Source organism: Halomonas sp. TP35, assembly GCF_052375975.1.
In the GTDB taxonomy this organism is placed as follows: Bacteria; Pseudomonadota; Gammaproteobacteria; order Pseudomonadales; family Halomonadaceae; genus Vreelandella; species Vreelandella citrativorans.
Genome location: NZ_JBQSUZ010000002.1, coordinates 492,844 through 518,776, shown reverse-complemented (window position 1 = coordinate 518,776; position 25,933 = coordinate 492,844). Strand labels below are relative to the sequence as shown.

24 protein-coding genes and 1 pseudogene are annotated in these 25,933 nt (G+C 55.1%); 18 read left to right on the top strand and 7 right to left on the bottom strand.

The features are described from left to right. Window positions 1–2: 2 nt before the first annotated feature. Together ACT3RU_RS05125 and ACT3RU_RS05120 are read right to left on the bottom strand one after the other, a co-directional pair. A complete protein-coding gene (locus ACT3RU_RS05125) occupies window positions 3–1,274 on the bottom strand; it encodes a tripartite tricarboxylate transporter TctB family protein (RefSeq protein ID WP_483392542.1) in 1,272 nt (423 codons plus the stop codon). A 71-nt stretch (window positions 1,275–1,345) separates the two neighbouring features. After that, window positions 1,346–2,287: a Bug family tripartite tricarboxylate transporter substrate binding protein gene (locus ACT3RU_RS05120; protein WP_483392541.1), complete on the bottom strand. Its 942-nt coding sequence runs from the start codon at window positions 2,285–2,287 to the stop codon at window positions 1,346–1,348. A gap of 313 nt (window positions 2,288–2,600) precedes the next feature. Here ACT3RU_RS05120 and dapA point away from each other — a divergent pair, with 313 nt between their 5' ends. From dapA to ACT3RU_RS05090, 6 genes are read left to right on the top strand one after another with little or no spacing between them, the layout of a single operon-like run. Then, window positions 2,601–3,476: a 4-hydroxy-tetrahydrodipicolinate synthase gene (dapA, locus tag ACT3RU_RS05115; RefSeq protein WP_087109517.1), complete on the top strand. Its 876-nt coding sequence runs from the start codon at window positions 2,601–2,603 to the stop codon at window positions 3,474–3,476. 17 nt (window positions 3,477–3,493) lie between these two features. Continuing rightward, window positions 3,494–4,738 (top strand): four-carbon acid sugar kinase family protein, encoded by a 1,245-nt coding sequence (locus ACT3RU_RS05110; protein WP_483392540.1) that lies wholly within the window; start codon window positions 3,494–3,496, stop codon window positions 4,736–4,738. A gap of 44 nt (window positions 4,739–4,782) precedes the next feature. Then, a complete protein-coding gene (gene pdxA / locus ACT3RU_RS05105) occupies window positions 4,783–5,817 on the top strand; it encodes a 4-hydroxythreonine-4-phosphate dehydrogenase PdxA (RefSeq protein ID WP_217883869.1) in 1,035 nt (344 codons plus the stop codon). Then, window positions 5,817–6,707, top strand: a complete 891-nt coding sequence (locus tag ACT3RU_RS05100) for an NAD(P)-dependent oxidoreductase (RefSeq protein WP_483392539.1) — start codon at window positions 5,817–5,819, stop codon at window positions 6,705–6,707. Before pdxA ends, ACT3RU_RS05100 begins: the two co-directional genes overlap by 1 nt. 25 nt (window positions 6,708–6,732) lie before the next feature. Further along, on the top strand, window positions 6,733–7,503 hold the full coding sequence (locus tag ACT3RU_RS05095; RefSeq protein ID WP_483392538.1) for a DeoR/GlpR family DNA-binding transcription regulator: 771 nt from the start codon (window positions 6,733–6,735) through the stop codon (window positions 7,501–7,503). Window positions 7,504–7,533: 30 nt separating this feature from the next. Next, on the top strand, window positions 7,534–8,202 hold the full coding sequence (locus tag ACT3RU_RS05090; RefSeq protein WP_483392537.1) for an SDR family NAD(P)-dependent oxidoreductase: 669 nt from the start codon (window positions 7,534–7,536) through the stop codon (window positions 8,200–8,202). 9 nt (window positions 8,203–8,211) lie between these two features. On the opposite strand, the gene epmB is transcribed toward ACT3RU_RS05090, so the two are convergent. Continuing rightward, entirely contained in the window at window positions 8,212–9,231 is a 1,020-nt protein-coding gene (epmB, locus tag ACT3RU_RS05085) for an EF-P beta-lysylation protein EpmB (protein WP_483392536.1), read from the bottom strand. A 139-nt stretch (window positions 9,232–9,370) separates the two neighbouring features. On the opposite strand from epmB, the gene efp reads away from it, so the two are divergent. Both efp and epmA read left to right on the top strand, forming a co-directional pair. Further along, window positions 9,371–9,937, top strand: coding sequence for an elongation factor P (efp, locus tag ACT3RU_RS05080; RefSeq protein WP_172116269.1), 567 nt, complete (start codon window positions 9,371–9,373; stop codon window positions 9,935–9,937). A 159-nt stretch (window positions 9,938–10,096) separates the two neighbouring features. Continuing rightward, entirely contained in the window at window positions 10,097–11,077 is a 981-nt protein-coding gene (epmA, locus tag ACT3RU_RS05075; protein ID WP_483392535.1) for an EF-P lysine aminoacylase EpmA, read from the top strand. A 2-nt stretch (window positions 11,078–11,079) separates the two neighbouring features. On the opposite strand, the gene asd is transcribed toward epmA, so the two are convergent. The 3 genes from asd to rsgA are packed head-to-tail and all read right to left on the bottom strand — an operon-like array spanning window position 11,080 to window position 13,883. Continuing rightward, on the bottom strand, window positions 11,080–11,952 hold the full coding sequence (asd, locus tag ACT3RU_RS05070) for an archaetidylserine decarboxylase (RefSeq protein WP_483392534.1): 873 nt from the start codon (window positions 11,950–11,952) through the stop codon (window positions 11,080–11,082). Window positions 11,953–12,003: 51 nt separating this feature from the next. Then, on the bottom strand, window positions 12,004–12,846 hold the full coding sequence (locus tag ACT3RU_RS05065) for a sulfurtransferase (RefSeq protein WP_483392533.1): 843 nt from the start codon (window positions 12,844–12,846) through the stop codon (window positions 12,004–12,006). A 17-nt stretch (window positions 12,847–12,863) separates the two neighbouring features. Beyond that, on the bottom strand, window positions 12,864–13,883 hold the full coding sequence (rsgA, locus tag ACT3RU_RS05060; protein WP_087109501.1) for a small ribosomal subunit biogenesis GTPase RsgA: 1,020 nt from the start codon (window positions 13,881–13,883) through the stop codon (window positions 12,864–12,866). A gap of 88 nt (window positions 13,884–13,971) precedes the next feature. On the opposite strand from rsgA, the gene orn reads away from it, so the two are divergent. Next, complete coding sequence (gene orn / locus ACT3RU_RS05055) at window positions 13,972–14,553, top strand: oligoribonuclease (RefSeq protein ID WP_172116274.1); 582 nt, start codon at window positions 13,972–13,974, stop codon at window positions 14,551–14,553. A gap of 14 nt (window positions 14,554–14,567) precedes the next feature. Here orn and queG read toward each other — a convergent pair whose 3' ends face one another. Beyond that, window positions 14,568–15,650, bottom strand: a complete 1,083-nt coding sequence (queG, locus tag ACT3RU_RS05050; protein WP_483392561.1) for a tRNA epoxyqueuosine(34) reductase QueG — start codon at window positions 15,648–15,650, stop codon at window positions 14,568–14,570. Between the two features lie 115 nt (window positions 15,651–15,765). Here queG and ACT3RU_RS05045 point away from each other — a divergent pair, with 115 nt between their 5' ends. The 9 genes and pseudogenes from ACT3RU_RS05045 (at window position 15,766) to hflC (ending at window position 25,826) form a co-directional block, all read left to right on the top strand. After that, window positions 15,766–17,259, top strand: coding sequence for an NAD(P)H-hydrate dehydratase (locus tag ACT3RU_RS05045; RefSeq protein ID WP_483392532.1), 1,494 nt, complete (start codon window positions 15,766–15,768; stop codon window positions 17,257–17,259). 11 nt (window positions 17,260–17,270) lie between these two features. Beyond that, a complete protein-coding gene (gene tsaE, locus ACT3RU_RS05040; RefSeq protein ID WP_483392531.1) occupies window positions 17,271–17,765 on the top strand; it encodes a tRNA (adenosine(37)-N6)-threonylcarbamoyltransferase complex ATPase subunit type 1 TsaE in 495 nt (164 codons plus the stop codon). Further along, complete coding sequence (locus tag ACT3RU_RS05035) at window positions 17,759–19,234, top strand: N-acetylmuramoyl-L-alanine amidase (RefSeq protein ID WP_483392530.1); 1,476 nt, start codon at window positions 17,759–17,761, stop codon at window positions 19,232–19,234. The genes tsaE and ACT3RU_RS05035 overlap by 7 nt, the downstream gene beginning before the upstream one ends. Before the next feature lie 8 nt (window positions 19,235–19,242). Continuing rightward, entirely contained in the window at window positions 19,243–21,174 is a 1,932-nt protein-coding gene (gene mutL, locus ACT3RU_RS05030; protein ID WP_087109492.1) for a DNA mismatch repair endonuclease MutL, read from the top strand. Window positions 21,175–21,249: 75 nt separating this feature from the next. After that, window positions 21,250–22,188: a tRNA (adenosine(37)-N6)-dimethylallyltransferase MiaA gene (gene miaA, locus ACT3RU_RS05025; RefSeq protein WP_087109491.1), complete on the top strand. Its 939-nt coding sequence runs from the start codon at window positions 21,250–21,252 to the stop codon at window positions 22,186–22,188. Window positions 22,189–22,338: 150 nt separating this feature from the next. Then, a complete protein-coding gene (hfq, locus tag ACT3RU_RS05020) occupies window positions 22,339–22,587 on the top strand; it encodes an RNA chaperone Hfq (RefSeq protein ID WP_009099947.1) in 249 nt (82 codons plus the stop codon). A 37-nt stretch (window positions 22,588–22,624) separates the two neighbouring features. Beyond that, window positions 22,625–23,528, top strand: a pseudogene (gene hflX, locus ACT3RU_RS05015) (GTPase HflX). A 126-nt stretch (window positions 23,529–23,654) separates the two neighbouring features. Continuing rightward, complete coding sequence (gene hflK / locus ACT3RU_RS05010; RefSeq protein ID WP_087109486.1) at window positions 23,655–24,929, top strand: FtsH protease activity modulator HflK; 1,275 nt, start codon at window positions 23,655–23,657, stop codon at window positions 24,927–24,929. Continuing rightward, window positions 24,930–25,826, top strand: coding sequence for a protease modulator HflC (hflC, locus tag ACT3RU_RS05005; RefSeq protein ID WP_483392529.1), 897 nt, complete (start codon window positions 24,930–24,932; stop codon window positions 25,824–25,826). It abuts the gene before it with no gap. Window positions 25,827–25,933: the final 107 nt, after the last annotated feature.

Genomic DNA, 25,933 nt, shown 5'->3' with positions numbered 1-25,933 from the left:
CCTTACCAGATCAATCCTAAGGGGAGGGGAATACTGAAGACGTGATAGAAAACCATATAAGTGCTTACCGCGATCACCACGTTGATGATCCCGATCTTGATCAGCCCAGTGACACTCAGTTCGGCACGCAGTAGCGCCATGATCAGCGAGGTGACCAGAATGGAGGTGAGAATAAAGCCCACGATATTCATCAGAAATGGAAAGAGCGCAATGGCCAACAGCGTAATAGGGATGGCATAGGCGCGGCCACGGGCAGGCTGGGCCTTTACCGCGACACCCTGGGTACCCTGATCTGCCAGTGCACCTAGAAGCGTCTGTGCGTCCTCTGAACTACTGGAGTGCCAGGGCACCTGAACGTGCTGAAGCTGAGCGGTAAAGGCCGGCGCATTAAATGCCTCTTCAAAGCGCTGGGAGTTTTGCTGGCGGGTCTCGCTTGCTTGATCATTCGGTACGAAAAGCGCTGCCCATTCGCCATAGATTAGCCCGCTGTTACCGGGTGTTTTTCCATCAAACGCTTCTAGCACCGTGAGTTCATTGGCCTCTAAGGACTCCTCCAGCTCGGAGCGAGCGGCGAGAACGCCGTCTACCTTACCTTCGGCTAGCGCCACGCGCAGTGCCTCAAGCTCCATCGGCTGCCACTGCTTGTCAAAAGGCCCCGAAAGTTCTGGATGCTGTCGCAGCGTTTCCAGAAAGACGGTGTCATCAAGCAGACTGTCGTAACCTATCTTGAGTTGTCCAGGCGTCTTGTTGGCGGTAGTAGTACCGACGCGTACCGCCAGAACGAAGGCATCGAAGTAGAGCAGGGTCAGTGGCGTAAAACCCCTCAATTGCTCTTGTGCAGCCAGTTCAGCATTGACCTGGGTTGCCCGTGAAGAGGCGGCGAGAACTGAAGTATCGGGGTGGCTTCGCTTGATAACACTCAGCGCTGAAAAACTACCCAGCCCCGCATGGCTCGAAAGGTCAAAACGGTGACCATCTTGCGTGTTGAGCGACTCTGTCAGCGTCTTGAAGGTAGTGTCGTCTTCAGAGCCTTCGGGAAAATTAATAAAGATCTTATGGTGTGGATTGGTCAGGAATCGCACGAGTGCTACGAGCGTACAACTGAGAAGACCAACCAGCACGATGGTGGGAATAAAACCGGGACCGATAGTGCGGCGCATTTCAAACGGCATGCCCAGGGCTTGGGCAAGAAAATAACTTCCCGCTAATAACAGCAGGAGTAGTGTCCAAAACTCTATGGTTTTCACCCGGTATTTAAGGATCTGATAGTTCATCTAAGCGCTATCCCTACGAAGTGCAGGAGCATTCAGGTCGGGCCTGAATGCTCCTGCTTATGGGTCGTGGTTTACTGCTCCAACAGGCCAGCGGCGGAGGCAAACGCTTCGTTTTGGCGTGTGAGCCACGCCTTGAAGTCATCACCGTTGCGTAGCTGAACGTTAAAGCCGATACGGTTCATCCGTTCAACGAATGCTTCATCCTGAGCGATCTGCGTGCAGGCATCGACCAAGTAGCTCTCAACGTCTTCAGGCAGGCCGGCCGGTGCGCCGATGGCTCGGAAAAGGCCGATGTCCAGTGGGTAGCCCTCCTCGGCAGAGGTAGGAACGTCAGGCAGGCTCTTGGAGCGCTCGTCGCTGAAGAAGGTCAGCATGCGAAGCTGGTCGGCCTGAACTTGTGAGTAGGCTTCTGCATCGGAGACCACCGCGCCATCCACATGGCCACCAATAACGGCGGTAATCGAGTCGCCCGAGCCAGAATAGGGAATGAGCGTGGGGTCGGTGTCGGTAACATTGCCTGCCGAGAGTGCGATCAGCTCGCCAATGGAGGTGTAGCCCAGCGCAAGACGGTCGGGATCTTCCTGGGCGATAGATACCCAGTCCTCAAGGGTTTCGATGTCGCTGCTAGCGCTGACGGCAATGCCTACCGGCTCGGCGGAAAGCAGGCAGATCGGCGTGAAGTCATCAATGCTGGCTGGAAAGCCGTTGATGATGTGAGGGTTGCCGACCAGCGAACTGTTGATCATGGCAATAGTGTAACCATCAGGGCGAGCCGATGAAGCGGCATGAAAACCCACCGCGCCGCTTCCGCCTGTGCGGTTGACCGGCAGAACATCCACGCCTGAGTACTCGGCCAGGGATTGAGAGAAAGCGCGACCCACCAGGTCATTGCCGCCCCCCTGGCCAAACGGAACGATCAGTTCAATTGAGCGTTCCGGGTAATCGGCAAAAGCCGTCACAGGAACGAGTAGCGAAGTGGCGAGAAGTGCTCCGAGTGATTTACGTACCGTCATGTGACTCTCCGATTTTTTATTGTGCAGTGCATTGTGATTAAGGGCGTGATGCAGAAGGTCGCAAGCAATAAATATCTTCTATCGCGCTAGCGCTCCAATGCATACAAAATGATTGAATTGGTCAGTTTGTGCATTTGCACTTTTGTCGCATATACTAAAGTTATCTTCATTAAATTTTTATTATTTATATGAGTTTAGGGTGAAATTGATTGTTTCAGTCAATTTATATTGCGTGAACTGCTTGCGATATTTTCTCGAATCAATCATTTTTGTGATTGATTCAATCGAAAATGGATTCAAGGACATCAGGCTCATGACGCTATTCAAAGGGATTATTCCCGCTTTAATTACTCCAATGAACGATCGTCAGGCGGTAGATGAAGCCGCACTGCGTACATTGGTCGATACCTTGATTGATAAGGGCGTCCATGGGCTTTTCGCGCTGGGCACTAACGGTGAGTTCTTCGCGTTAAGTGACGACGAAAAGCTGAACGTTGCGCGAATAGTCGTTGATCAGGCTCATGGGAGAGTGCCAGTTATTGCGGGGACCGGTGCGTTTACCACCCAAGGCGTGATCGATATGAACGCCAGAATGGAGCAAGTTGGGGTTGATGCATGTTCGATCATTACTCCTTATTTTAACGCGGTTTCCCAGCGTGAGCTTGTCGTTCATTATTCGGCGATTGCTGAGCAAGCATCGCTCCCCTTTATGCTTTACAACATTCCCGCTAAAACTGGCGGCACGATTACCATTGATACTGTGGCCGAGCTTTCGCACCTGCCCATGGTGCAAGGCATTAAAGACAGCGGCGGCGATTTTGACCGGTTGACGCAACTGATTGGTTTGAAGCGCGACGATTTTGCTGTTTTTACGGGTACCGACTCACTCATCCTTTGGGGCCTACTGGCGGGTGCCGATGGCGCGGTAGCGGCTACCACCAACGCAGTACCCGATGTCGTGATGACCATCTATAACGCCTTCCAGGCAGGCGACATGGAAACAGCTCGTGAAGCACAGGAAAAACTTCGCGTGCTGCGCACCGCCTTCGGTATGGCGACCATGCCGGTGGTATTGAAAGCAGCAGCCGAGTTGATGGGCATGCCAGCAGGCCCTACACGCGCTCCCGCACTACCGCTAAGCGATCAACAGCGCCAGCAGCTTGATGAATTGATGCAGGTTTATCGCTAATGGTTGAGAGGCCATCAATGTCTTTATCGGACAAGGCGCGGCTTATTATTCTGGCGGATGATCTGTCAGGTGCTGCTGACTGCGCGGTGAGCTACGCCAGGAGCGGTTCAGCGACGGTTATTGAGCTTTCCCTGCAAAATAACGTAGATGCGCAGGTGTTGGTTTTCGATACGGATTCTCGCCATTTGGACGCAACCGAGGCAGCTAAGCTGAATGTTGAGGCTTGGCGCGCAGTGCGTCAGCCAGGCCTTCGTCTTTATAAAAAAATCGATTCAACACTTCGTGGCAACTGGGCTCAGGAAGTTGCCGCGCTGATTCCTGAGGCGGGAATGGCGGTGGTAGCACCGGCCATGCCCACGATGAAGCGCTTTACTCGAGACGCACGACAGTTCATTGACCATACGCCTGTCGAAGAGACACCGGTGTGGGGCAATGAGGGGCGGAGCGGCAAGGCTTCACTGAGCGATATGCTGGTCGAGGCGGATATTAACGTCGCTCACTTATCGCTTGCCACGCTGCGCGAGTCATCTACGGACGTGCTAAGTCAGTGGCTTTTAAAACATCAGCAAAATCAGATAGAGGCCGTGGTGTGCGACGCCGAAAGTGACGCAGATCTTGAGCGTCTCGCTGAAGCAACGCATATCCTTGATCGCATCTTCTGGGTAGGCTCGGCAGGGCTTTCAAAAGCGCTCTGCCCCTATCTTGGTCGTGACGCAGGTGCGGCTTTACTGCCCCCCGTCACGATAGAAGGGCCGGTTTTGATGGTGGTGGGGAGCATGTCGTCCGTTTCACATCGCCAGGTTGACTATCTGTTAACAAAAAGTGGCAAAGCGCTTGAACACTTCCAAGTGGATATCGCCGATCTACTGACCTTCCAGGGTGCGCCTTTTGCGCTGAAAAGAGCGCAACAAGCGCTTGAGGCAGGACACAACGTACTCGTAAGTCTGACTCAGCAAGCCCCGGACCCTTCCATTGACGGTTATGCGCTGTCGCAACGTCTAGCTAGCCACTTGGGCAACCATATAAGCCTACTTGGGGCGCTCGTCGCGACGGGCGGCGAAACAGCTAAAGCCTTGCTTAGCGCGGCCGGTATCAATCATCTGCGTCTCGTTGATGAGCTTGAACCGGGTGTTGCGCTCTCGGTTAGCGGCCAAGGCATGCCGGTAGTGACCAAAGCGGGCGCCTTTGGTGGCGAGACGACGCTTTATGAGGCTTGGCGCACGCTGGTCGATAAACGTCCTTCCAGTTCATGTCGCTGTTGAGCCTTGCCAGGTTCTGCACCTAGTTACTTCGGAGTAATATACCAATGAGCTACCTTCCTGTTGTAGGTATCACCATGGGGGATGCCGCAGGCGTCGGCCCTGAAGTCATCATGAAGGCTCTTGCCCATGAGAGCGTATACACCACCTGCCGACCACTCGTTATCGGCGACGCGGGTCGTTTGAAAAAAGCGGGGCAGATTGTTGGCAGCCAGTTGACCCTGAATGTGATTGATGATGTTAGTGCGGCGAAATTTACGCCAGGCACAGTGGACTGCATTGATCTTGGACTGATCCCTGAAGATTTACCGTACGGACAGGTATCCCCAGTTGCCGGTGATGCGGCTTATCAGTTCATTGCGCATACCGTTGAGCTGACGCATAAGGGCGATCTTGATGCCATCTGTACAGCACCGCTAAATAAAGAGGCGCTACACGCTGGCGGACACCTCTTTCCAGGACATACGGAGATGCTGGCGCACCTGACCGGCATCGACGAGGTTTCGATGATGCTGGTGGCGCCCAATCTTCGCGTCATTCATGTCACCACCCATATCGGTCTGCTAGACGCTATTCACCGTATCGAGCCGGGGCTAGTCAAGCGTACTATCGAGCGTGCCCATGAAACGCTTGCCCGCGCGGGTATCGATAACCCACGTATCGGCGTTTGTGGTATTAACCCTCACGCTGGTGAGAACGGTCTGTTCGGTTATGGCGAAGAAGAAGAGAAAATTGTACCTGCGATCGAAGAACTCACCGCGCGTGGGTGGGATGTTCAAGGCCCGCTTCCTGCCGATACGCTGTTTTTCCGCGCTGGCAGAGGTGACTTTGACGTAGTGGTGGCGATGTACCACGACCAAGGGCATGGCCCCGTTAAGGTGATGGGGCTTGAGGCCGGCGTTAATGTGACCGTGGGATTGCCCGTTATTCGTACCTCAGTGGATCATGGCACGGCGTTTGATATTGCTGGGAAAGGCGTGGCTGACGAACGCAGTCTGCTTGAGGCGCTTAAGCAAGCCGTTGACCTCGCCAATCGTCGTGAAAAACCCGCTACATCAACCACTGTCAAGGAGAACGCATAATGAAACGTATCGGCTTTATCGGCTTGGGCCTGATGGGTGCCAACATTGCTCGTAATATCATGCAAGGCGGCTACTCAATGTCCGTTTTTGATCCGCGAGAGGAAAGCATCGCGCCGCTACTGAAACAGGGGGCTCAGTCGGTGGACTCTCCCAAGGCGCTGGCAGAGTGCTCGGATATTGTGTTTATTTGTGTACCCGGCGCTCCGCAGGTCGAAGCGATTGTTGAAGGTGAGCAGGGGTTGGCGTTGGGCGCTCACGAAGGGCTTGTCATTGTGGACTGTTCAACGTCCGACCCTACTCTGACGCGCCGCTTAAACGAAACGCTCGCCGCTAAGGGCGTCACTTTCATGGATGCTGCCTTGGGCGGTACACCGACCCAAGCGGAATCAGGCGAGCTACAGGCTATCGTCGGTACTGACGATGCCACGCTTGAAGCCGTGCGCCCGGTGCTGGAGTGCTGGGCGGGTAAAATCCTGCACGTAGGCCCAGCAGGCGCTGGCCATACCATGAAACTGCTCAATCAATTTTTGGCCATGGGCTACGGTGCGATTTATTCTGAGGCGCTTACCATCGGCGCCAAAGCGGGCGTAACTCCTGCAGTATTTGACAGCGTTATACGCGGTAGTCGAATGGATAGTGGTTTTTATCAGACGTTCTTCCAGTACGTGCTGGAGCGCGACCGCGACGCCCACCGTTTTTCGCTGGCTAATGCTGGCAAGGATATCCGCTACGTAGCCAACCTGGCGGATGCCTTGAACGTTCAAGCGGGAGTCGCTCATGCCATTAAAGATTTATACGCAAGCGCACTGGAAGAAGGTGCCGGAGAAAGCTTTGTACCTGAGCTTTCCGATATCGTCGCTAAGCGACACGGTGTGTCCTTCTCATCGTAAAAGCGCTCTGCCTTAAGGAGTCTCAATGAAAGTCGCCAAGCGCCGCAGCGCCATGCTGGAAGCAGTCCACAACGGAATGACCGATGTGGAGACGCTCTGTGAGCGTTTTAAAATCTCTGAGGCGACCGTTCGGCGAGACTTGTCGTCGCTCGCTGACGAGGGATACATCGTGCGCACCTATGGCGGTGCCGCCGCGGTAGTGGGCAAGCGTGAGCCGGAACTCTCGCTGGTTCAGCGCCAGCATGAGCGGGGCGACATCAAGGTCCAGCTGGCGCGCGCGGCCCTCGAACATATCGAGGATGGCGATACGCTGCTGCTCGACGGCGGGTCTACCACCACCGCACTTGCCAAGCTTCTAGGCCAGCGCCGCAGGCTCCATGTTTTTACCAACAACATGGCTGCGCTGCCCGCGCTGGCGGCTATCAGGGATTGTAAGGTGACGTTTCTAGGCGGGGATTTGCGCGCCGCCAGTATGACGACCTACGGCGTGACGGCTCAGGCAGCGCTTGAGCGCTTATCGGTAGATAAACTTTTTGTAAGTGCTGATGGTGTAGTGGCTGACTTGGGGCTGTGTGAAGCCAGCGCTGAGCAGGCTTATTTAAAAGAGATGATGATCCGACGCGCTCTGAAAGTGGTAGTGCTCGCTGACTCCAGTAAGTTGGGTAACGCACGACAACAACACTGGACGCCTATGTTAAGCCACTGGACGCTTATTACCGATGATCAGGCCGGAAATGACAAGCTTGAAGTGTTTAAGCGTAGTCGTGCCGTCACTCTCGAAGTGGTCAACGTCTAGCCGTACAGTCAAAATTTAGGAAGTTACTCAATGCATATATTAGTGACAGGGTGCAGCTCGGGCATTGGTCTGGCGATCTGTCAGCGCTTGATTGATCAAGGGTTGGACGTGACGGGGCTTTCAAGGCGTCCACCGCCAATCGAAAGTGAACGGTTTAGCTGGGTCAGCGCCGACTTGGGCGCGCTTGCAACTAGTGCACTTGAACTTGATTTATCCGTATTTGATGCTTTTGTGCACGCTGCTGGGGTCATGCATATCGGAGATATTCAGGCGTATGAACAGGCGCAGGCACAAGAAATGTGGCGGCTTCACGTCGATGCTCCAGCGTTATTGGTTAAAAAGCTCCTTGCTGAACATGCTCCTTTAAAGCGCATTATCCTGATTGGAAGCCGAACCCAGCAGGGCGCTCTGGGCAAAAGTGCTTATGCCGCCTCGAAAGCGGCTCAGCAGGGGCTGATACGTTCTTGGGCAATGGAGTTGGTAGCCAAAAATACCACCGTCAACTTGGTTGCCCCAGGAGCAACGCGTACTCCCATGCTTGAAGATCCCAATCGGGTAGGTGTGGCGCCCAAGCTCCCTCCTATGGGCCGTTTTATCGAGCCCGAAGAAATCGCCGCAAGCGTTGCGTTTTTACTCAGTGAGTCGGCATGCTCCATCACTGGGCAGACGCTGACGGTCTGTGCGGGCGCCTCTCTTTAAGCATACCCCTCACAGCGGCGTTTTACTCGCCTCCCCAGGTACTTCGCGCACTAACCTGGGCATCAGAAAACCGGGTAAGTGCTCACGCAGCTGGGTGATGAGCGCACGCGCTTCATCATCCGGTACATCAAAATGAGCAGCGCCCTGCACCGGGTCTAATACATGCAGGTAGTAGGGCAGGATGCCTGCTTCAAAAAGCCGCTCTGAAAGGACGGTGAGTGTGCCTACCTCGTCGTTAACGCCGCGCAGTAGTACGCTTTGATTAAGCAGTGTGGCGCCGGCTTCTTTTAACCGGGTGCAGGCCTCAACGACTGCTTGATCTATCTCGTTGGCATGATTGATATGCAGTACCACGACTTTTTGCAGCCGGGTATTGCCCAGCCAGGCAAGTAGCGCATTATCGATACGATCAGGAATCACCACGGGTAAGCGTGTGTGAATGCGCAGCCGCTTAAGATGAGGGATTTTTTCCAGCTCGCCGACTAGCCAGGCTAGCTGACGGTCGTTGGCAGCCAGCGGGTCGCCGCCGGAAAGAATGGCTTCATGAATGGTGGGGCTGCGACGCAGGTAATCAAGCGCATCTTGCCACTGGGCGCGGGAAGGTGAATTATCGCTGTAGGGAAAGTGGCGACGAAAACAGTAGCGGCAGTTAATTGCGCAGTTTGGGCTTGCGATTAATAGCACCCGGCCGGCGTATTTGTGAATCAACCCTTTGGCAGGGCGATGATCGGCCTCTTCAAGAGGGTCAAGCACGTAACCACCAGGCGTGAGCGCTTCGTCGCTGACGGGCAGCACTTGGCGCAGCAGCGGGTCGGACGTATCGCCGTAAGCGATGCGTGACAAATAGGCCTCGGGCACGCAGGTTTCAAACAGCGTATGCCCGGTATGTGCGCCAGAGAGCCATTCGCTCTTTAGCCCAAGCCGCTTGCAAAGCTCATGCGGGTCGCGAACGGCGTTGGAAAGCTGCTGTTGCCACGTGGGGCTTGAGGTTTCGTTGAATCGCTCGTGATTATCCGAGGCAACGATCATAATGTTCTCCTGCAAAAAAGCCCTCCTTCGGGTTATCATGCGCGCACTTATTTGACGATGCTACCCACGCTGCGGCGACGTAGGCTGGCCTGCATCGCTTACTGTAATAGCTAACTGAAATAGATCACAGAGAGGCAACATGGCTAACTATTCTACCAATGAATTCAAAGGCGGTTTAAAAGTAATGCTCGACGGTGATCCTTGCTCGATCGTTGAGAACGAATTGGTCAAGCCCGGCAAGGGGCAGGCGTTTAACCGCGTTAAGCTGCGTAATCTGATGACCGGCCGTGTAGGCGAGCGTACTTTTAAGTCGGGTGATTCACTGGAAGGTGCAGATGTCATGGACCTGGAGATGGAGTATCTCTACACCGACGGTGACATGTGGCACTTTATGAAAACGGACGGCTCTTTTGAGCAGTATGCTGTAGAAAAGAAAGCGCTGGGCGATACTGTCAAATGGCTCAAAGAGCAGGTGCCTTATACGCTTACACTGTGGAACGACAAGGCAATTTCGGTGACGCCGCCCAACTTCATTGAGCTTGAAGTGGTCGAGACTGACCCGGGTCTGAAAGGCGATACGGCGCAGGGCGGCTCTAAGCCTGCAACGCTCTCTTCGGGTGCTGTTGTTCGTGTACCTCTGTTTATCAACCAGGGCGAAGTGTTAAAAATCGATACGCGCTCTGGCGAGTACGTTTCTCGCGCTTGATAAGTACGTTTTTAAGCTAAGTGTTAAGTGAGTAGTTAAGTGAGTAGTTAAGTGCTTAGCCAAGTGGATAAAGCGGCAGGCTTTATTACGCACTTGGCTACATTTGTACTACATTAGGGCCACGCATTTGCGTGGCTTTATTTTATTCAAGGAGCGGTGATGGCCATTGATTGGCGACCAAATGCGCAAATTGAAACGCTGCGCGAGCGAGCACGTCTGCTTTCAAAGGTGCGAGCATTTTTTTCCCAACGTGACGTACTGGAAGTTGAAACGCCGGTGCTTGGGCAGGGCGGAAGTACCGATGTGCACCTGGTGTCACTTGCGACTCAAGCGCGCACTGATAAAGGCCAGCGGCGGTTATGGCTGCAAACCTCACCTGAATTTCATATGAAGCGTTTAGTGGCCGCAGGCAGTGGGCCCATTTTTCAGCTGGCGCGTAGTTTTCGTGATGGTGAAGTGGGCTCGCGCCATAACATCGAATTCACGATGCTTGAATGGTACCGGCCAAGATTTTCGCTTGGCGAACTGATCGATGAGACCGCCACGCTGGTGGCCACGCTGTTACCTGCTTTTGCCGGGCCGGTAGTGCACTATCGTTATCGCGAGCTGTTTCATACCTGTTTGGCTATCGACCCCTTCACAACGTCACTTGATAAGCTACGCGCGCTAGCCGCTGAGCGAGGCCGGATGCCTACCGGGGCGTTGGTGAACGAAGGCCGCGATACCTGCCTCGATCTTTTGATGAGCATGGTGATTGAGCCCACGTTGGGACAGAACGAATTAAGCGTGGTAACGGACTATCCCGCCAGCCAAGCGGCGCTTGCCCGCCGACACCAGGATGTGGATGGAGAGTGGGTCGCATCACGTTTTGAGCTTTACCTGAACGGTATTGAGCTGGCCAATGGGTATCACGAATTAACCGATGCCGCTGAGCAGCGCACTCGCTTTAGCGACGATAACGCTGAACGGCGACGCCTGGGGCTACCCGAGGTCGATGTTGATGAGCGTTTGCTGGCAGCGCTTGAGCATGGCATGCCCGAATGTGCGGGCGTAGCGCTGGGAGTTGACCGTTTAATTCAATTGGCATTGGGTAAAGCACGCCTTGAAGACGTACTCACCTTTTCGACGCCGAATTGCTAACGCTAAGCGATAGGCGGGGCTGGCGGAAAATCACCGAGGGTTTGGCCCATTTGCACCAGGGTTTCTGGTCGATAATCCTCACGCGTTGCTGGATTGCTAAACGTGACCGGCTTGGCAAAACACATTACAACGGTAGAGCCGAGTTTGAATAGCCCCATTTCCTCGCCGCGCTCAAGTGTGATGGTTTTGTCAAAACGTGTGCGTTGAGGCACGCCCGCCAGAGGTGTAACTTGCCCAGACCACACGGTTTCAATGGCGGCAACGACCATCGCGCCGACCAACACCATGGCAAATGGGCCGTGTTCTGAATCAAAAATGCATACCAGGCGTTCGTTGCGTGCAAACAGGTTCGGCACGTAGCTCGCGGTGGCTTTGTTCACTGAGAAAATTCGCCCAGGCACATAAATCATTTCCCGCAGTGTGCCGGTCATGGGCATATGTACACGGTGATAGTCGCGTGGCGAGAGATAAACGGTCGCGAAACTGCCGCCCATAAACTCTTCTGCAAGCGCGGCATCCCCACCCAGTAACGACTGAGCCGAATAGGTATGGCCCTTGGCTTGAACCAGCTGGCCCGCCTGCAGGCGACCATGGCGCGAAAGCGAGCCATCGGCCGGGCTTAAAATGCCTTGCCCCAGCGGGCGAGCATCCGCTTTTAAAGCGCGGGTAAAGAACGCGTTAAAATTGGCGTACGCCGTTGGGTCCGGTTCAAGTGCCTGGCTCATGTCGACGTTAAACCGCTTGATAAAGGCCTTGATCAGCATGTTTTTCAGCCAAGGCGCTTCACTCTGCGCAAACGTGCCGGTCAGACGCGAGATGGCATGATGGGGAAGCGGGTACTGGAGTAACGAGAAAGCTTTTTGAGGTAGCGTCACATTAATTACTTTTAGCAGTGGTTAAACGTCGTGCCAGCCAAGCCGGTTACGTTACTTTTCGATCGGCGTATCATCGCGGTTGCCCCATTCACCCCAGGAGCCCGCATAGCCGCGTATATTAAACCCTAGGGCTTTGCCTACCAGCCAGGTAAAACTGCTGCGGTGGTGGCTCTGGCAGTGAGTGGCTACTTCCATATCGGGCGTTAGGCCCATGGCTCCAAGCTCAGTTATAAGCTCGGCGTAGTCGCGAATACGCAGGGCGCGGGTCCGGTCCATGGCGTTTAGCCAATCCATATTGACCGCACCTGGAATATGGCCAAGATGCTTATTATTGCCTTTCTCGCCGTCATATTCGCCCTTGGAGCGCGCATCCCAAACCGCGAACTGCTTGTCACCCAGCTTGGCTTTAATCTCATCACAGGTGATAAGCGCCTGCGGGTTTAAAATTTGTGCATGGTATTCGCTAGGCGAGGGGCGGGTTTGCTCCGTGCTTTCGGGCATGCCGGCATCACGCCACGCATGAATGCCGCCATTTAAATAGGAGTAGCGGGTGTGGCCAATCAGCTCCAGCGTCCATAAAAGGCGCGCTGCCCAGCCGCCGCCTTCGTCATCATAGGCCACAACGTGAGTGTCGCGAGTAAGCCCCAGTGCGCTGAATAGTTGCGATAAGAAGCCTACATCGGGAACGTCGTTGGGCACCGGGCCTTCGCCGCGCATCAGATAGCGAAAATCCAGATATACCGCGCCCGGCACATGCCCCTGGCGGTAACTATCCGGATTCACCGGCACATCAATGATCAAAAGCGCTGGTTGATCCAGGCTACTCTGCAACTGTTCTGGCTCAACAATCAGCGGTAGAAGATTTGACTCTGATGATGGGTGCTCGGTGCTCATGGTTAGCTCCTTTAAAATCAAGCGTCTAAGCTATCGAGAATCCGGCGATAGCTGGCAAAACGTTCCGGGTGAATCTTGCCTTCCTCAACCGCTCCAAGTAAAGCACAGCCTGGCTCCTCCCGGTGGCGGCAGTCACGAAAACGGCAGTGGCCCAAGAAAGGGCGGAACTCGATAAAGCCGTCGGTTACGTCCTGTTCGGTCAAATGGATCAGGCCAAATTCCCGAATACCGGGAGAGTCGATCAGCTCGCCATCGGTGACTTCATCACGGTTCATGGTATAGAGCCGCGCGGTAGTCGTGGTGTGCGTACCCTTGCGTGAATCTTCTGAAAGCGCGCCGATACGCAGTGATTCATCGGGCAGCAGCAAATCAATCAGAGACGATTTTCCCACGCCGCTTTGGCCCACAAACACCGAGGTGCGGCCCTCAAGCTGCTGGCGTAAAGGTGCAAGCCCTTCTTCGTTGGCCGTGGTAGTGCGCACCACCGGGTAACCCAGCGCACGGTAGCGCTCTAGTAGCTTGCCAAGCTCGCCGCCATCGTCTGGCAGCAGGTCGATTTTGTTGAGTACCAGAACAGGCGCGATATCGGTGGCTTCAGCGGCGACCAGATAACGGTCAATCAAATTAGGATGCGGCGCCGGCTCGACGGCAAAAACGATTAAAATCTGGTCGATATTGGCGGCGACCGGCTTGAGTTGGCCGCGCGCGTCAGGGCGCTTGAGCACGGTGTCACGCTCTTCGCGGGCCACAACAACGCCGGAGCCCTCCTGGCCTGCCCGCCAGATTACCCGGTCACCGGTCACCATACCGTCCAGATTGGCACGTAGATGGCAGCGTACCGGTGTGCCCTCGGTATTACGTACTTCCAGCGTTCGCCCGAAATGCGCCATCACCCGGCCGGGCTGTTCGGCGCCGTATTCGCCAGCAGCCAGCTTTTCAGCGTCGCGTACATCACGCTTTTCAGCGCGGCTGGCGCGCTCTGCCTGGACTTTGTCGACTCGCCACTGCTGCTGGCGGCTTAATTTACGTTTGCTCATGACCACCCGATGCTCGGTACAATAGAGGATAGTGTACCTGTTAACTGACGCCGGGTAACTCGACCCGTTGGCTATCCTGGAGAAAAGCATGAGCAATAGTAACGAACCGCGTAGTGATCTGCTGGTCTGGATCGACCTGGAAATGACCGGCCTTGATCCTGATAAAGAGCGCATTATCGAAGTGGCAACACTCGTTACCGATGCGGATTTAAACGTCGTGGCGGAAGGCCCGGTAATTGCCGTTAAGCAGCCAGATAGTCTGTTGGCACAAATGGATGACTGGAACCAGAAGACCCACGGCGAGTCCGGTCTGGTCGCGCGCGTAAAAGCCAGCCAGAACGATACGGCCAGTGCCGAACAGCAGACACTGGAATTTTTGCGCCAGTACGTGGTGGCAGGCTCGTCGCCCATGTGTGGTAATAGCATCCATCAGGACCGACGCTTTTTGGAGCGTGAGATGCCAGCGCTGTGGCGTTTCTTCCACTACCGTAACCTGGATGTTTCAAGCGTTAAGGAGCTTGCCAAGCGCTGGAACCCGGGCGCGCTGGCAGGCTTTAGCAAGCGCAACGTGCACCTAGCAATGGATGATATCAAAGAGTCGATTGCTGAACTTGCCCACTACCGCAACACCTTTTTGCGCGTGGCAGGCGGGCAGGACGAAGAAGAGTAAGCCTCGGTTGAGCGTTAGCTTGTCGCAATGCGTGCATCGCGCTTGAGGCGCTGTTCATCAAGCGCCCAGGCAACGTGTTCACGTACCAGGGGGCTGGGGTAAGCACGCCGTGCCCACAGCGCGGCTTCAACCGCTTCGCTCCACGGTGCATTGCCCAGGCCAATGGCAATATTACGCAGCCAGCGTTCGTAGCCGATACGTCGAATGGGGCTGCCAGCGGTTTTGTCCAAAAATGCCTCTTCGCTCCAGGCAAACAGGCTGAGCAGGGAGGCGCGGTCCAGGTCGTGGCGGGGGGCAAAATCTTGCTCGTTACTCACGCGGGTGAAGCGTGTGAACGGGCACACCAGTTGGCAGTCGTCGCAGCCATATACGCGGTTGCCCATGGCGCGGCGAAACTCAACCGGGATCGCTCCGTGTAGCTCAATCGTTAAATAGGAGATGCACTTGCGCGAATCCACCACTTTGTCGTCAACAATCGCCCCTGTTGGGCATGCGGTCTGACAAGCATCGCAACTGCCGCAATGCTCACGCTCGTAGGGCGGGTCAACGGGGAGGGGCAGGTCGGTATAAAGCTCACCTAAAAAGAACAGTGATCCCGCCTTCGGGTTGAGCAGCATGGCGTTTTTACCGAACCAGCCAAGGCCTGCCTTTTGCGCAAGGGCGCGCTCCATTACCGGGGCGGAATCTACAAAGGCACGGTAGCCAAAAGGGCCTGCTTCCTGTTCGATTTTTTTACCAAGCTGAGCCAAGCGTTTACGTATTAGCTTGTGATAGTCACGGCCCAGTGCATAGCGTGATACATAGGCTTTTTGCGGCTGACCCAGTAGCTGAGTCGTTTCAACTTCGGGGGGTAAATAGTCCATGCGCACGCTGATGATCCGCAGCGTGCCCGGCTCAAGCTCGGCCGGGCGTGTCCGCTTGGTACCGTGCTTGTCCATAAAGCCCATCTCACCGTGATAACCTTTCTCAAGCCATGCGTTGAGATGCTGCTCATGCGTATCGAGCTGCGTATCGGTAATACCTACCTGCTGAAAGCCCAGTTCGCGGCCCCAGGTTTTGATGAGGTCAGCAAGGTGGGCCAGTTTTTCAGTGGTCATGGCATGGCTTGAAAGTGAAGAAGTAGTGGAACAGGGCATTATCAGTCTACGGTCGAGCATTAGTCGCGCTATGCTAACGCATTGGTCGCCATCACAACATGCGAAAGGAGATATCGTGTTCACCTTAAGTACTTCCTCGCTGCGCCCGCTATTCAAAGCGGAGCAGGTACGTGAACTGGACCGCCGTACCATTGCCGGTGGTATCGAAGGGTTTGCCCTAATGCAGCGGGCAGCGTCCAGTGCCTGGCATAGCTTTCGTGCGCGCTGGCCCCAGGCGCGTAGCGTAACGGTGTTATGTGGTGGGGGAAATAACGGTGGCGATGGTCATGTACTGGCTGCGCTTGCCATTCAGTCAGGGCTTAAAGTGCAGCGCATTACGCTAAAGCCGTTGGATGCGCTGAAGGGTGATGTCGCCAGGGCTGCCGAGCTTGCAACCTCTGCCGGTGTTTCCTGCGAAGCGTGGCACGCTGATTGTGTGTTCTCGGGCGAGGTGATTGTTGATGCTCTGGTCGGTATCGGCCTTACCGGCAAGGTGACAGGGCCAACGCAACAGGCGATTAATGCGATCAACGCCGCTAAATGTCCCGTGTTGGCGATTGATATACCCTCTGGGTTAGCTGCGGATACGGGCGCGGTCTTTGGTGATGCTGTTCACGCCAATACTACCGTCACGTTTATTGGCGACAAAATAGGGTTACATACCGGCGAAGCGCCTGCCTATACGGGGGAGATTGATTTTCGCCCCTTGGGTGTTAAGGCGCAGGCCTTTTTTGATATTCCTCCTTTTGCGTGGCGGCTGGACGAAGCCTGGTTAACAGACGCTTTTGCGCCGCGTTCCCGCACCAGCCATAAGGGTGATATGGGGCATGTGCTGGTATTGGGCGGTGCGCCGGGGTTTGGTGGAGCGGCGCTGTTGGCTTCCCAAGCGGCGGTACGCTTAGGCGCCGGCAAAGTAAGCCTGGCAACCGCGCCAGAGCATACCATCGCCAGTTTGATGCGTTGCCCGGAAGTAATGGCGCACGGTGTACGCGGCGGCGCCGACTTAAACGAACTGCCGCAAAAAGCGGATGTTCTGGTGGTGGGGCCAGGGTTGGGGCAGGCCGCTTGGGGGCAGGCTGTGTTGCAGCATGCACTGGCATCAGGCTCCCCGCTGGTCGTTGATGCCGATGGGCTTAATTTGCTGGCCAGCCACTGGCCGAGCGAGCGCCGTGATAACTGGATACTAACGCCGCACCCTGGCGAAGCTGCCCGGCTGCTTGAGTGTAGCGTAGCCGATGTGCAGGCTGATCGGCCTGCCGCTGCGCGTGAACTGCAGCGTACACGAGGAGGCGTTGTTGTTCTAAAAGGCTCGGGGAGCTTAATTGCTGGGCCCGGTGGCTTGGTCGTATGTCCTTACGGAAACCCCGGTATGGCCAGTGGTGGAATGGGTGATGTGCTCAGCGGTATGCTTGGCGCCTTGGTCGCCCAGCGAGCAGAGGTAGAGAGCAGTGCCTGGCTAGGCGTTATGGTGCATGCGCTAGCCGCCGACCGTGCCGCACAGGCACAAGGAGAACGTGGCTTGCTGGCAAGTGATCTGGCATTCTATGCGCGAGTATTGATCAACCCGTAAAGGCAGCCCACATGCAGGTGCAATTGGAAAGTGAAGAAGCGCAGGTCGCTTTTGGTGAAGCGCTGGGACGCGCATTGCAGGGGCGTGGGCGTGTTTACCTGGAAGGTGACCTCGGCGCCGGTAAAACGACGTTAACACGTGGGATTTTAAGGGCCTATGGGCATTTGGGGGCAGTGAAAAGCCCTACCTATACCCTCGTGGAGCCTTATGAGCTGGGTACACAGCGCATTTATCATTTAGATCTCTACCGTTTATCTGATCCTGAGGAGCTTGAGTTTATCGGCGGTCGTGATGTGCTGGCAGACGACGCTCTATGTATTATTGAGTGGCCAAGTCGAGGTGAGGGGTGGCTGCCAGCTCCCGATGTTTGCTTATCACTTACGGTAGCTACTACAGGGCGCGAGGCGACGTTAAACGCACTCAGTGAGTACGGTGAGTGCGTCCTTAATGGGCTGCAGTCAAGACAATCGTTTAAGCAGTCAGAAGACGGTACCACTTCATGGTAACTAGCAACAAACTCACCGGCTTGGCCCGGTATGTCATGCCAGGGCTGATGGCGCTGATGGCGAGCGTTTCTTCTGTACAGGCCGCTGATGTTGAAAGCATGCGGTTATGGGCCGCTCCCGATCACGCGCGGCTGGTATTTGATCTTTCCGGCGTCACTCAGGCGAATGTTTTCTCCCTGTCGGACCCAGAGCGCTTGGTGATTGATTTGGAGGAGAGCCAGCTAAAAACGGATGCCTCCACGTTGCCGCTAGATGGCAGCGCGATTGAAGTTGTGCGGACCGGGCCGCGGGATGGGGGCGGTTTGCGCGTGGTGCTGGAACTCAATCGCTCAGTTGAACCGCGTCACTTTGTGTTGCCGCCTAATGACCAATATGGTCACCGCTTGGTGGTAGACCTTGAGTATCCCGGCGAGAGTGCCGTTGAAAACCCGATTGATCCGATAGAAGCGATGATTCGTGATCAGGAAATGCTGGCGCAGCGAAACGATGTCCAGGCTCAATTGCCGGGTGGCCAAGCGTCGCCTGGAACGCAAAGCCCTGAGCCGGTCGAGGTTCAGCCCGCCCAGCCGCACCCCCAACGCGATGTTATTATTGCCGTTGATGCTGGCCACGGCGGTGAGGATCCGGGCGCTATTGGCCCTGGCGGTACGCGAGAAAAAGACGTCGTGCTGGATATCGGGCGTCGGTTGGCTGCCAAAATCAATGCCACGCCGGGTTATAAAGCGGTGCTTATTCGTGATGGCGATTATTACATAGGCCTGCGGCAACGTACCCAGCTTGCCCGCGAGCAAAAGGTCGATTTCTTTGTGTCGGTTCACGCCGATGCATTTAACAGTCCGCACCCCGAGGGCAGCTCGGTATACGCGCTTTCGCAGCGTGGCGCTACGTCAGAAACAGCCCAGTGGCTTGCCGACAGCGAAAACCGCGCTGATCTAATTGGCGGGGTGGATGGCAACCTTTCGCTGCGTGATAAGGATCAAGTGCTCCGCGGCGTTTTGCTTGATTTAACCATGACCGCCACGCTGAACGATTCGCTCTCTATTGGCGGGCAGGTGCTTGAGCAGTTGGGGCGGATTAATCGGCTACACAAATCCCGCGTCGAGCAGGCCGGCTTTATGGTACTTAAATCGCCTGATATTCCTTCGCTATTGGTTGAGGTTGGCTTTATTTCCAACCCCAGTGAAGAGCGTCGACTGCGTGATCCCGTTCATCAGCAGGGGCTTGCGGATGCTATTTTTTCCGGGTTAAACGCGCATTTTGAACGTAACCCGCCACCGGCGAGCCTGCTTGCCTGGCAGCGCGATAATCATCGCCAGCCTACGGGGGATGAGTACCGCATTCAGTCAGGCGATACGCTCTCTTCGATTGCGCTGCGCCACGGTGTGCCAGTGGCCCAGCTGCGCCAAGCTAATGATTTGAATGGCGACGTTATTCGCGTGGGCCAAGTATTACGTATTCCCAACTCTTGAGGTGTCTGGTGTCCGAGTCGAGTTCTTTGCCGTCACGTATTCATGTACTCGACCCCCGCTTGGCCAACCAAATCGCCGCGGGGGAGGTTGTCGAACGTCCATCGTCGGTAACCAAGGAATTGGTTGAAAATGCCATTGATGCGGGAAGTCAGCGCATTGAGGTTGAGATCGAGCAGGGCGGTGCGCGATTGATTAAAGTACGCGATGACGGCATCGGTATTAGTGAGCAGGACTTGCCGCTGGCGCTTGCACGTCATGCCACCAGTAAAATCGGAAGCCTTGAGGACCTGGAGGGCGTCAGTTCTCTGGGGTTTCGTGGCGAGGCGCTGGCCTCAATAAGCTCTGTCTCTCGGTTGGAGCTTGTTTCCAATGCGGAAGAAGACCCGCGAACCGGCTGGCGAGTTGTGGCCGAAGGGCGAGGGATGGAGGCGCGAGTAACGCCTGCACCACACCCACGAGGCACCAGCGTTGCGGTGCGTGATTTGTTCTTCAATACGCCTGCGCGGCGCAAGTTCTTACGTACTGAAAAGACCGAGTTTGCCCATGTGGAAGAGGCCTTTCGGCGTCAGGCACTGTCGCGTTACGACATCACCTGGGTGCTCCGTCATAACCAGAAGGTAGTCCACCAGTTACCTGCTGGGCATACGGCGGCGGCTCAGGAGCGGCGTATTGCCTCGCTGCTGGGTAAGAATTTTATTGAGCATGCACGCTATATTGAGCGCGAAGCCGGTGGGCTGCGCCTAAGCGGTTGGGTGGGCTTGCCCACGCATTCACGCTCTCAGGCCGATCAGCAGTACTTTTTCGTTAACGGACGTGTGGTGCGTGACCGCCTGGTGGCCCATGCCGTGCGCCAGGCCTATCGGGACGTGCTCTATAACGGCCGCCATCCTGTGTTTGTACTCTACCTGACGCTGGACCCTGATGTGGTCGACGTGAATGTTCATCCCACCAAGCATGAAGTGCGCTTTCGTGATGGGCGTATGGTGCATGATTTTCTCTACTCAAGTCTGCACCACTGCTTGGCGACGTCTAAGCCAGCGCAAGAAAGTGATGGCGATGCCAGTGATGTCTCGGAGCATTCAGCAGAAGGCGTGAATGGCGCCGTCACCGAACCTGAGCAGACCGATTCTACCCGGTGGCAGCAGCAGGGCATGGCGCTTTCCCAGGCGCCTGACCGTCACCCGGGGGCTGAAAAAGTACGCCGCTTTATGCAGGGCTATCAGGCCTTGCACCCTAATCATGAGGATACGCTGCTTACGCCGCAGCCGCCGGGTGCGTGGGCTGGTAGTCACCAGTCTGTCAGCGAGGTGCGCGAAGCACCTGCGGTAATGCCTGAAAGTGACCCGACCAGTGCGCCGCCGCTAGGCTTTGCATTGGGGCAGCTGCATGGGATTTATATTCTGGCGCAAAATGCCCAAGGGCTCGTGCTGGTGGATATGCACGCCGCCCATGAACGCATTGTCTACGAGCGGATGAAAAATCAGCTGGCAGCTGCCAGTGGCATTGATACACAGCCGCTGTTGGTGCCCGTGTCGCTTGCTGCTAGCCGCACGGAAGTGGCAACGGCAGAAAGCGAACAGAAAGCCATTTCTCAATTGGGGATTGAGCTGGATGTTGCAGGGCCGGAAACGCTGCTGGTGCGCCAGTTACCTGCGCTTTTGGCCCAGGCTGACCCGGAAGCACTGGTGCGTGAAATGCTTGAAGAGCTTGCCCGTTTTGGGCGCACCCATCAGGTAGAAACACGTATTCATGAGCTGCTTTCCACTATGGCATGCCACGGTAGCGTGCGCGCGAATCGGCGGCTAACCATTGAAGAGATGAATGGATTGCTGCGCGATATGGAACGCACCGAGCGTAGCGATCAGTGTAATCATGGTCGGCCTACCTGGACACAAATGAACCTAAAAGCGCTTGATCGGTTGTTTTTGCGCGGACAGTAGCGGTGCTGCCAGATGTTGCCAAGTGGCGGCTGGCTGAATTAATCCCTGTTATTTTTTGGCGGAGTTTGCCACGGTATGGCTGATACACGCCCTTGGGCGATTTTTTTAATGGGTCCCACAGCGGCCGGAAAAACCGATACGGCAATCGCGCTGCACGAGCGGTTAGGGCATGAGCTAATCAGCGTTGATTCCGCAATGGTCTACCGCGGTATGAATATTGGTAGTGCTAAGCCCAGTGCGGCTGAGCTTGCCCGTGCACCCCATCGGTTAATAGATCTTCGTGATCCTGCCGAGCCCTATTCAGCGGCTGATTTTCGAGAAGATGCGCTTAGTGAGATGCGACAAATCAGCGCAGCGGGCAAGGTGCCACTGCTAGTGGGCGGCACCATGCTGTACTACAAGCGCCTGGTTGAAGGGGTCGCAAATATGCCTGCGGCGGACCCCGCTATTCGCGAGCAGCTAGCCAAACAGCGTGAAAGTGAAGGCCTGGAGTCGCTGCATAAAAAACTGATGGATGTGGATCCTGTGTCGGCGCAGCGCATCCATCCCAATGATCCCCAGCGCTTAATGCGCGCACTCGAAGTTTATTATGCCAGTGGGCGCTCAATGAGCGAGCTATGGGGTGAGCAGCAGCCAGAGCCTTTCCCTTGGCGCGTGCTATCCATTGCGTTGGCGCCAAGCGACAGACGTGTTTTACACGCACGTATTGAAAAACGTTTTGCCGCTATGCTTGAGGAGGGCTTGATAGATGAGGTGGCCGCCCTCAAAAAGCGTAGTGACCTGCATCTGGAACTGCCCGCCATGAAAAGCGTAGGGTATCGTCAGGTGTGGGAGTATCTGAACGGTGAGTACGACTATGCTGTCTTAAAAGAGCGCGGCGTAATTGCTACTCGCCAGCTCGCCAAGCGTCAGCTAACCTGGTTAAGAAGCTGGTCTAATCTTACCTGGATTGATTCGCAGCAGTTGGACGTGGTGGATAAGACGCTGAAATTCGTGCGTGAAAGCGGTGCTTAGCGTAAGATAGTGGTTTCGTGAGCGTGTGTTTTTGAGTAGCCGAAGGGCGCTTTCAACCACACGGGCCTTTCGGGCAAATAGATTGCGGCGTAGCACCAGTAGGGCACGCCATTTAACAACCAACCCCAACGACAGTTTAGGGAGAGCAACATGTCCAAAGGGCAGTCCCTTCAAGATCCTTACTTGAATATTTTGCGCAAAGAGCGCATTCCGGTCTCCATCTTTTTGGTAAATGGCATTAAGCTTCAAGGCCAGATCGAATCGTTTGACCAGTTTGTTATTCTGCTGCGTAACACCGTTAGTCAGATGGTTTATAAACATGCTATTTCCACGGTGGTGCCTTCGCGTAATGTGCGTTTGCCGGCACAAGACCCGGCTGCGCCTGATGCGGATATTTAACACCGCTGGATGAGCAATAGAGTCCTCGAGGTATTGATTGTTTTTTGAACGCCCAGAAGCCGGTGAAACGGCAGTTCTTGTCCACGTTGATTTTCATGACGAACAAGCACGTGAAGACCCGGGTGAGTTCTTAGAGCTCGTGCGCTCTGCAGGTGCAGAGCCCGCGACGCTGCTCACCGCTAGTCGTCAGCGCCCTGATTCACGAACCTTTGTGGGTTCGGGAAAGCTGGAAGAGTTGCGAGCCATGCTCGCGGCTCATCAGGCGGAGCTGGTGATCTTCAATCATAGTTTAAGTCCTTCCCAGCAGCGCAACCTTGAGAAAGAACTCAAGTGCCGAGTCCTTGACCGCACTGGTTTGATTCTCGATATTTTTGCGCAACGGGCACGAACCCATGAGGGTAAGCTGCAGGTCGAGCTTGCTCAACTAGAATATATGTCTACTCGCCTTGTGCGTGGGTGGACGCACCTTGAGCGCCAAAAAGGTGGGATTGGCTTGCGTGGGCCCGGCGAAACGCAGCTGGAAACCGACCGCCGTCTATAAAGAGATTGGCGCCGATAGTGTGCCGGTTCTCAAGGTAATGAATAAGATCGATAAGCTTGATAGCGCGCCACGTATCGAGCGTGATGGATACGGTGTGCCTGAAGTGGTGTGGTTGTCTGCTCAACAAGGCCAAGGTCTTGAGCTACTTCATGAAGCGCTTACTGAGCGCTTGGCTGGCGATGTCATCGGATTTTCGCTGACACTGACGCCAGAACAGGGCAAGCTGCGGGCAGGGCTTCATGAGTTAAACGCCGTGCGTCAGGAAGCATTTGATGAGCAGGGGCGCTCTGTATTAGATGTTCGACTGCCGCGTCGCGACTTTAACCAATTAATGGCGCAGCTGGGTGAGCGCGCTAATACCTATTTGCCTGTAGCGTTACGTGAAGTTGACGAGTGGTAGGTTCTTGCTTTTCTACTCGTGTACGGGATGGTAATGACAGTTTGATATAGCAATAATTTCAATAAAGCGCATGGAGCTTGCCGAAGGCATGCCATGCGCAGATGAGCACCTTAGTGGAGACGAAGTATGGCCTGGAATGAGCCTGGTGGTGGCAACCAGCACGACCCATGGAGTAGTGGTGGTCGACGGGGTGGCAACGACGGTGATAACCGTGGTGGCAACGACGGCGGTAATCGGGGTGGGAACAATGGGGGTAACAACCAAGGCCCTCCTGACCTTGATGAAGCGCTCAAGAAATTTCAAGACAAGCTGAACGGCATGCTGGGCGGCGGCAGTAAAAAAGGCAATGGGAACAAGCGGAACAGTGGAAGCGGTGGTGGTAAGCCACGTAATACGCTTGCATTGCCGGGCCTTTTAGTTGTGGTTGCGCTAGCGATTTGGGCAGCCTCCGGCTTCTATCTGGTGGATCAATCTGAGCGTGGCGTTGTTTTACGTTTTGGTGAGTACCAGAGCGTTGTTGGGCCGGGTCTTCACTGGAATCCGCCGTTGATTGATGATGTCCGCATGGTGAATGTCACGCGCGTTCGCTCTGTGTCACAAACCCAGGCGATGCTGACGCGCGATGAAAACATCGTGGAAGTGGAAATATCGGCGCAGTACCAGGTCGCAAATCCGCAAGATTTTGTTCTCAATGTGCGTGATCCTGCACTGTCCATGGAAAATGCGCTTGATTCTTCTTTGCGTCACGTTGTCGGTGGCACAGACATGATTGAGATCCTGACCTCAGGACGTGAAATCCTGGGCAGCTCGGTCGCTAGCCGCTTGCAGTCCTATCTTGATGCGTATGGAGCGGGTATCCGTTTACAAACCATTAATATTGAGTCTACTTCCGCGCCTGCACCGGTTATCGACGCATTCGATGACGTAATTCGTGCTCGCGAAGACCGCCAGCGCACCATTAACGAAGGCATGGCTTACGCCAACGCCATTATCCCGGCCGCTCAGGGTCAGGCCCAGCGCGTGGTTGAGCAAGGCCAAGGGTATCGTGAATCGGTCGTGGCCGAAGCTCAGGGTCAGGCGAATCGCTTCAATGCCTTATTAACAGAGTACCAAAATGCGCCAGAAGTAATGCGTGAGCGGATGTACCTGGATACGCTTGAAGGGGTCTATGGCGGTACGCCCAAGGTGCTCTTGGATGTAAGCGAAAATGCACCGCTAATGTATTTGCCGCTTGATCAAATGCGCGGCAATAGCGGGCGTAGCAATAGTGCATCAAGCGCTAATGACAGTGGCTCAGGCAATGAGGAGTTGGATCCGCGTGTGATAGAAAGTTTACGTGGAAACCAAACGACGAATTCTTCATCTTCAGGTAGTAGCTCTATTCGCAGGGAGGGCCGGTAAATGATTAATAATCGATCCCTGCTGATCGTTGGTGGCTTGGCCGTTGTAGCGTGGCTGGCAAGTAATTCGCTGTATGTTGTTGATGAGACACAGCGTGCCGTGAAACTGCGCTTTGGTGAGGTTATTGAAGAGAATATTCAGCCTGGCCTGCATGTCAAAATACCGATTGCTCAAACGATTCATAAGTTTGATACGCGCTTGCTGACGCTGGATACCGACACTAGTCGTTATCTAACGCTTGAGCAAAAAGCGGTTATCGTCGACTCCTACGTTAAATGGCAGGTGATTGATCCTACCCGCTACTACGAGGCAACGGCGGGCGATGAATTGATGGCGATCCGCCTCATTCAGCCGCGTGTTGATGAGAGCTTACGTAACGAGTTTGGCCGCCTTAATCTGCAGGAAATCATTGCTGAGCGCCGCGATGACCTAATGATTGGTCCTACCGAAGAGCTGGATAGCCTGATGCGTGATGAGCTGGGTGTCGCTATACGTGATATTCGCATCAAGCGTATCGATTTACCTGAAGACGTGTCAGCAGCAGTATTTGAGCGGATGCGTTCTGAGCGTGAGCGTGAAGCCCGCGAATGGCGTGCCCAAGGGCAAGAGGAAGCTGAGCGTATTCGCGCTAATGCTGACCGTCGTCGCCACGTACTTATCGCTCAGGCAAATGAGCGTTCAGAGACGCTGCGCGGTGAAGGTGATGCACAAGCGGCCAGGATCTTTTCTGAAGCATATGGCCAGGACCAGGAGTTTTTCTCCTTTTGGCGTAGCTTGAATGCTTACCGCGACAGCTTCTCGGGCGATGGTGATATGCTGGTGTTAGACCCCAGCAGCGACTTTTTCCGTTACCTGCGCAGTGCTAATCCTAACGGGCAGGCAGACGAAGAAGAGTAAGTTGGCATAGGGGGGGGGAACTTTGCCATAAAGCAGAACGCATGGCGGGGTTCATCCCTTGAGCAAACGTGGTAGACTTAATTGAACCGGGCGTCGCCCGGTTTTTT